Here is a 7,786-nt window from a genome sequence, read left to right as displayed (position 1 = left end):
GCCATGTTTTACACATCGTTTTTAACGCATAAACGCTGGCTGTTTTTGCTCGTAAGCAGAAATCGAACCTTCGTGTTGCAACGTCAGACCGATGCTATCCAGCCCTTCTAACATGCAGTGGCGGCGGAATGTATCGATATTAAACGAGTAGCTTTTCTCACCCGCTTTCACGGTTTGCGCTTCCAGGTCGACAACAAACGTAATCCCTGGATTTGCCGCGACCAACTTAAACAGCTCGTCCACTTCCTCTTCGCTCAACGTGACCGGCAGCAGTTGGTTGTTGAATGAGTTGCCATAGAAGATATCTGCAAAGCTTGGTGCAATAACAACTTTAAAACCGTAATCGGTTAATGCCCACGGTGCGTGTTCACGTGAAGAACCACAGCCGAAGTTTTCACGCGCCAACAATATCGACGCACCTTTAAACTCCGGGTAATTCAGTACGAATTCTGGGTTTGGCTGCTGGCCTGCATCATCCAGAAAACGCCAGTCGTTAAACAGGTGAGCACCAAAACCGGTGCGAGTCACTTTCTGCAAAAACTGCTTAGGAATGATTGCGTCGGTATCAACGTTTGCGGCATCCAGCGGAACAACCAGGCCGGTATGTTGGATAAATTTCTCTGCCATGGTGTTTTCCCTTATTTCAACGTGCGGATGTCAGCAAAATGACCGGATACAGCAGCGGCCGCTGCCATTGCCGGGCTCACCAAATGCGTGCGACCACCACGGCCCTGACGACCTTCAAAGTTACGGTTGCTGGTGGAGGCACAACGCTCACCGGGTTCCAGACGATCGTTGTTCATCGCAAGGCACATAGAGCAGCCAGGCAGACGCCATTCAAAGCCGGCTTCGATGAAAATCTTATCCAGGCCTTCAGCTTCAGCTTGAGCTTTTACCGGGCCAGAGCCTGGAACGACCAACGCTTGCACGCCAGGTGCGACTTTGCGGCCTTTGGCAATTTCTGCCGCGGCACGCAAATCTTCAATACGTGAGTTGGTACAAGAGCCGATAAAGACTTTATCGATAGCCACTTCGGTCAGTGGGATCCCCGGTTTCAGGCCCATATATGCCAATGCTTTTTCGGCGGAGGCGCGTTCAACCGGATCGGCGAAGGATTCTGGAGCCGGGATATTTTCAGTAACTGAAATGACCTGGCCTGGGTTTGTGCCCCAGGTCACTTGCGGTGCGATATCAGCGGCATCCAGGGTGACTACTGTATCGAATTTTGCGCCTTCATCTGTGCTGAAGGTTTTCCAGTATGTGACTGCATCGTCAAAGTCTGCGCCTTTTGGTGCGTGCAGACGGCCTTTCACATAATCGAATGTTGTTTCATCTGGCGCAACGATACCGGCTTTGGCACCCATTTCGATAGCCATGTTGCACAACGTCATACGTCCTTCCATCGACAGCGCCTGAATCGCACTACCGCAGAATTCCACGACATGCCCGGTACCCCCAGCACTGCCGGTTTTTCCAATGATCGCCAGTACGATATCTTTTGCGGTGATACCAGATGCTGCGGTGCCAGTGACTTCAATCTTCATGGTTTTGGCGCGACCCTGTTTCAGGGTTTGCGTTGCCAGAACATGCTCAACTTCTGAAGTCCCGATACCAAACGCCAGTGCGCCAAATGCGCCGTGGGTCGCGGTGTGGGAATCACCACAAACAATCGTCATGCCAGGCAAAGTAATGCCTTGCTCAGGGCCCATAACGTGGACGATACCCTGGAACGGGTGGTTCAGGTCATACAGCTCAACGCCGAATTCTTTGCAGTTTTTCATTAACTCCTGCATTTGAATGCGGGCCATCTCGCCGGAGGCATTGATGTCTTTGGTCTGCGTAGAAACGTTGTGGTCCATGGTGGCAAAAGTTTTGCCTGGCTGGCGCACTGGGCGCTGATGCGCACGCAGGCCATCAAATGCCTGTGGAGAGGTGACTTCATGAACCAGATGACGGTCGATATACAGCAATGGAGTTTCATCCACGGCTTCATAGACGACATGGGCATCGTACAATTTCTGATATAACGTTTTCGCCATGATTATTTCCCCTCTGCCACGAAACGAGCAATGGTATCGCCCATTTCGTCGGTGCTGATTGCATTGCCTTTACGCGCTAAATCGCCGGTACGGAAGCCTTCTTCCAGCGCGAGATTGATGGCGTTTTCGATGGCCTGAGCGGCCGGTTCAGCATCCAGGCTGTAGCGCAGTAACAGAGCCAAAGAGAGGATCTGCGCAATTGGGTTAGCAATATTTTTACCTGCGATATCCGGTGCTGAGCCACCCGCAGGTTCGTACAGGCCAAAACCTTGTTCGTTCAGGCTGGCGGAAGGCAGCATGCCCATTGAGCCGGTGATCATCGCGCATTCGTCTGACAGAATGTCGCCAAACAGGTTGGAACACAGCAGCACATCAAACTGAGATGGGTCTTTGATAAGCTGCATAGTGGCGTTGTCGATGTACATATGGGACAGCTCAACGTCCGGATACTCTTTTGCGACTTCACCGACGATTTCACGCCACATCACAGAACTCTGCAACACGTTGGCTTTATCAATCGATGTCACTTTATGGCGACGTTTACGAGCTGACTCGAAAGCGATGTGCGCAATACGTTCGATCTCAAAGCGGTAATAGACTTCGGTATCAAAAGCTTTTTCATGGGCGCCGGAGCCTTCGCGGCCTTTTGGCTGACCGAAATAAATACCGCCAGTTAATTCACGAACGCACAGGATGTCGAAACCGTTAGCGGCGATGTCAGCACGCAGCGGGCAAAACTCTTCCAGGCCCTGGTATAAACGCGCAGGGCGCAAGTTGCTGAATAGTTTAAAGTGTTTGCGCAGTGGTAACAGTGCGCCACGTTCAGGCTGTTGAGTGGGTGGCAGGTGTTCCCATTTTGGGCCACCGACTGAGCCGAACAGAATCGCATCGGCTTGTTCACAGCCTTCAATGGTCGCTGGTGGCAGCGGGTTGCCGTGACGGTCAATGGCAATACCGCCCACGTCATATTGACTGGTGGTAATGCGCATATCAAAGCGCGTACGAACTGCATCCAGCACTTTCAGCGCCTGAGCCATAACTTCTGGGCCAATGCCGTCACCCGGCAATACTGCTATATGATGAGTTTTTGACATGTCACACGGTTTCCTGATTATTTTCTTTATTATGAGCTTTGCGTTGCAATTCTTTTTCGACGATGCCAGCACGCCAGATGTTGTTCAGCACGTTTACCATCGCTTTCGCCGAAGATTCCACGATATCGGTCGCCAGACCTACCCCATGGAAACGGCGGCCTTTATGGGTGACTACGATATCTACCTGACCCAGCGCGTCTTTACCTTGTCCTTTCGCAGACAATTGGTATTTCACCAGTTCAACATCGTAATTGGTGATGCGGTTAATTGCCTGGTATACCGCGTCGACTGGACCATTACCTGTTGCCGCTTCGGATTTCTTTTCTTCACCACACTGCAACTGGACGGAAGCGGTAGAAATCACGCTTGAGCCGGATTGCACATTGAAGTATTCCATGCGGAAATGTTCTGGTTCTTCTTGTTGTTTACCGATGAAGGCCAAGGCTTCCAAATCATAGTCAAAGACCTGACCTTTTTTGTCTGCCAGTTTCAGGAAGGCGTCGTACAAAGAGTCCAGGTTGTAATCGTCTTCTTTATAACCCATCTCTTCCATACGGTGTTTCACTGCCGCACGGCCTGAGCGTGAAGTTAAGTTCAGCTGTACTTGATTCAGACCGATTGTTTCCGGGGTCATGATTTCGTAGTTTTCGCGGTTTTTCAGCACGCCATCCTGGTGAATACCAGAGGAGTGAGCGAAAGCATTGGAACCGACAACCGCTTTGTTGGCTGGAATCGGCATGTTGCACAACTGGCTGACAATTTGGCTAGTGCGGTAAATTTCATGGTGATTAATATTGGTATGCACACCCATCATTTGGCTGCGCACTTTAATCGCCATGATGACTTCTTCCAGCGCGGTGTTACCGGCGCGTTCGCCGATGCCATTCAGAGTGCCCTCAACCTGACGAGCGCCAGCCTGAATCGCGGCGATGGAGTTACCGGTCGCCATCCCTAAATCGTCGTGGCAGTGTACAGAGATAATCGCTTTATCAATGTTTGGCACACGGTTGTACAGCGTCTGGATGATGCCACCGAATTGAACCGGGGTGGTGTAACCGACGGTGTCTGGAATATTGATGGTGGTAGCACCCGCGGCAATCGCGGCTTCTACGATGCGGCACAGGTTGTCGATTGGTGTACGACCGGCATCTTCACAAGAAAACTCAACGTCATCGGTGTAGTTACGGGCACGTTTTACGGAGTTGACTGCACGGGCTAATACATCATCGAAGGTACTACGTAATTTGGTTTCGATGTGCATGGTGGAAGTGGCCAGGAACACGTGAATACGAAACGCTTCGGCAATTTTCAACGCTTCGGCAGCAACATCAATATCTTTATCTACACAACGAGCGAGGCCACACACACGGCTGTTTTTGATATTGCGGGCGATGGTTTGTACAGATTCAAAATCACCAGGGGAGGAGACGGGGAAACCGACTTCCATCACGTCAACACCCATTCGTTCCAGTGCCATCGCAATTTGCAGTTTCTCTTTAACGCTCAGACTTGCCTGTAACGCTTGCTCACCATCACGTAAGGTTGTATCGAAAATAATAACTTGTTGGCTCATGTTGTGGTCCTTTCTTGTCTTGGGGCCGTTGCTACGAGCATAAAAAAACCCGCGCAGTGGCGCGGGTTTTTTTGTCTGGAGGCTTGAATCAACGCTTGATGTCGCCCACCAGTCTACCGCGCAAAGAATTTGCGTTTAGTAGTAGACCTAGTAGGCGATGGCTGCGAATCATGTTTCAAGCTCCAGGTAAATTCGTTATGCATTTATTGGTACTTGATCTGTCTTGCCGTGTCAACACTCGATTCTTTTAGATAGGGGCAATGTGGAGCAAGTCTGGGGTGAGTACTAGCAAATCATGCTGGTATATGAGGGTTTCATAATATATAAAAATTATGAAAAGGGATTGTTTGCCTTCATGTACAAAATTGAAATCACTGGAAACAATTATAAACATCATATTTGTTAATTATGTATTCATCATGATTATGATTTAAAGGAGATATTCATTATTTGGATTCTTTTTTAGGCGTTAATCACCTTTTTTATCGCCTAACTTTTAGTTGGGTGGTTTTTTTATGAATGAGACATGTTATCCATGCTTAATATATTATTCAGTGTGTGAATCATTGTGTGTCAAGTCATTTTGTGATTTGATTAGAGCGAACCAAAAATCAACTGACAAAGAAAAACCATTTTGATTTTATAGATTTATCAGGCTTGTCAGTAGTTGAGGTCGTGTTGGTACATTAAGATATGTAAATTTATTGATTTGTATTTGAATTTTATAAATAGCGTTTATCAGCATGTTCTACTTAGCAAATGATAATAGGGGCGATTCGTAGTTTAATCTGCGAAAAAGGAATTGTAATCTTATTGGGGTCTAACATGTCTGATAATGATGTAGAACAACCAGTAGTTCATGATGGCTTTAAACCTCAACTGCGTTCTGTTGATTTAAATTTATTAACTGTATTTGATGCTGTGATGCAAGTGCAGAATATTACCCGTGCGGCTCAATCTTTGGGAATGTCTCAACCCGCAGTGAGTAATGCGGTGTCCCGACTAAAAGTGATGTTCAACGATGAGCTGTTTGTTCGCTATGGGCGTGGTATTCAGCCTACGGCGCGAGCGTTTCAGTTGTTTGGTTCAATTCGCCAGGCATTGCAGTTGGTACAGAATGAGTTACCAGGAGTCGGCTTTGAACCCGGCATTAGTGAAAGAGTATTTAACATCTGCGTCAGTAGCCCTTTGGACAATATGTTAACCTCTGTCATTTTCAATAATGTGAAGCGCTTTGCTCCGAGTATTCAATTATTGTTTAAATCGGCATTAAATAAAGATATTGAACATCAATTGCGTTATCAGGAGACCGAGTTCGTTATTAGCTATAATGAATTTCGTCGTCCAGAGTTTACTTGTATTCCATTATTTGAAGATGAAATGGTGCTGGTGGCCAATCAGAAGCATCCACGCTTAATTAAGCCGCTGACGGAAGAAGACGTTTATAACGAAAAGCATGCGGTTGTCTCTCTTGAGCGTTTTGCATCATTTAGTGCGCCCTGGTATCACACTCTAGAAAAGCAAGCCTGCATTGCTTATCAAGGAATGGCATTGACCAGTGTTTTAAATGTCGTCTCGCAGACTCAGTTGGTCGCTATCGCGCCACGCTGGTTAGCTGAGGAGTTTGCTGAATCACTTCATTTGCAAACATTCGCATTACCACTGAAAGATAATACAGCGATCTGTTATTTATCATGGCATGAAGCTGCTGGGCGCGATAAAGGGCACCAGTGGATGGAAAAACTTCTGACTACCGTGTGTAGTAAATAGATTCAGTCTGTTAGTCTCCATTCCGCCGGATGGTGAAAACTATCCGGTTGTTCTTTTTTTCTTTTTCTTTTTGGTTTTTTATGCTGTTATTGATTTGACTCCTACTCTCCTGAAAAACGAATAACCCCCCAGCTATTTAGATTTAACCTGCAATGCATCCTTTCATAACATTTTCAATCATACAGTTTCCTTATACTCAGAGTTTAACTCCGCCAGATTGGGGCTTTGCAGCGTTCGTAAGGAGTTCGTGTATTGACGGCTGAAGATTGGCAATTGATTGCCTGATTTTCAACGGTTATGTTAGGTAGGCTATCAAAAATAAAAAGAGATATGCAGGGCGCAACAACCTGTCTCAACGACTTAGCCGAAATGATTTCAGCGGTCGGTCAAACACGTAAGCCTGGAGGCAAACCATGGAGATGTTGTCAGGAGCCGAGATGGTCGTCCGATCGCTTATCGATCAGGGCGTTAAACATGTATTCGGTTATCCCGGAGGCGCCGTACTCGATATTTACGATGCGCTTCATACTATTGGCGGCATTGATCATGTGCTGGTGCGCCATGAACAAGCAGCAGTGCATATGGCCGATGGCCTTGCACGCGCGACGGGCGAAGTGGGTGTCGTACTGGTGACGTCAGGTCCAGGTGCCACAAACGCGATAACCGGTATTGCTACGGCTTATATGGATTCAATTCCAATGGTGGTGCTGTCAGGACAGGTCGCGACGTCCCTCATTGGTTATGATGCTTTTCAGGAATGCGACATGGTGGGGATTTCTCGCCCGGTCGTGAAGCACAGCTTTTTAGTCAAGCAGGCGGAAGATATTCCTGCTGTTATTAAAAAAGCTTTCTGGCTTGCTGCAAGCGGCCGTCCAGGGCCGGTGGTGGTGGATTTGCCGAAAGACATTATGAGTCCGGCTAACAAACTGCCTTATAGCTATCCTGAATCCGTCAGCATGCGTTCTTATAACCCGACCACTCAAGGTCATAAAGGGCAGATTAAGCGCGCACTTCAAACCTTGTTGGCCGCGAAAAAACCGGTGATGTATGTCGGTGGCGGTGCGATTACCTCTGCTTGTCATGACGAATTACGCGAACTGGCGGAAAAACTCAATATTCCTGTTGTCTCTTCTTTAATGGGGTTGGGCGCATTCCCTGGTACACATCGGCAGGCATTAGGCATGCTGGGGATGCACGGAACCTACGAAGCCAACATGGTGATGCATAACTCCGATGTCATTTTCGGTGTCGGTGTGCGCTTTGATGACCGCACCACCAACAATCTGGCGAAGTACTGCCCGAACGCGACC

6 protein-coding genes are annotated in these 7,786 nt (G+C 48.0%); 2 read left to right on the top strand and 4 right to left on the bottom strand.

Annotated elements, in window-relative coordinates:
* Window positions 1–21 precede the first annotated feature (21 nt).
* From leuD to leuA, 4 genes are read right to left on the bottom strand one after another with little or no spacing between them, the layout of a single operon-like run.
* Entirely contained in the window at window positions 22–627 is a 606-nt protein-coding gene (gene leuD, locus VJY99_RS11865) for a 3-isopropylmalate dehydratase small subunit (protein WP_324118662.1), read from the bottom strand.
* A gap of 11 nt (window positions 628–638) precedes the next feature.
* Complete coding sequence (leuC, locus tag VJY99_RS11860; protein WP_324118660.1) at window positions 639–2,039, bottom strand: 3-isopropylmalate dehydratase large subunit; 1,401 nt, start codon at window positions 2,037–2,039, stop codon at window positions 639–641.
* Window positions 2,040–2,041: 2 nt separating this feature from the next.
* Complete coding sequence (gene leuB, locus VJY99_RS11855; RefSeq protein WP_324118659.1) at window positions 2,042–3,133, bottom strand: 3-isopropylmalate dehydrogenase; 1,092 nt, start codon at window positions 3,131–3,133, stop codon at window positions 2,042–2,044.
* Window position 3,134: 1 nt separating this feature from the next.
* Window positions 3,135–4,706: a 2-isopropylmalate synthase gene (leuA, locus tag VJY99_RS11850; protein ID WP_324118657.1), complete on the bottom strand. Its 1,572-nt coding sequence runs from the start codon at window positions 4,704–4,706 to the stop codon at window positions 3,135–3,137.
* 825 nt (window positions 4,707–5,531) lie between these two features.
* Between leuA and leuO the strand changes: the two genes are divergently transcribed.
* Window positions 5,532–6,476, top strand: a complete 945-nt coding sequence (gene leuO / locus VJY99_RS11845) for a transcriptional regulator LeuO (protein WP_324118655.1) — start codon at window positions 5,532–5,534, stop codon at window positions 6,474–6,476.
* Between the two features lie 413 nt (window positions 6,477–6,889).
* Window positions 6,890–7,786, top strand: an 897-nt coding sequence (locus VJY99_RS11840) for a thiamine pyrophosphate-binding protein (protein WP_324118653.1), incomplete at its 3' end; no start/stop codon positions are given.

This window comes from Buttiauxella sp. (assembly GCF_035271705.1).
In the GTDB taxonomy this organism is placed as follows: Bacteria; Pseudomonadota; Gammaproteobacteria; order Enterobacterales; family Enterobacteriaceae; genus Buttiauxella.
This window is presented reverse-complemented; position numbering and strand designations above follow the sequence as displayed.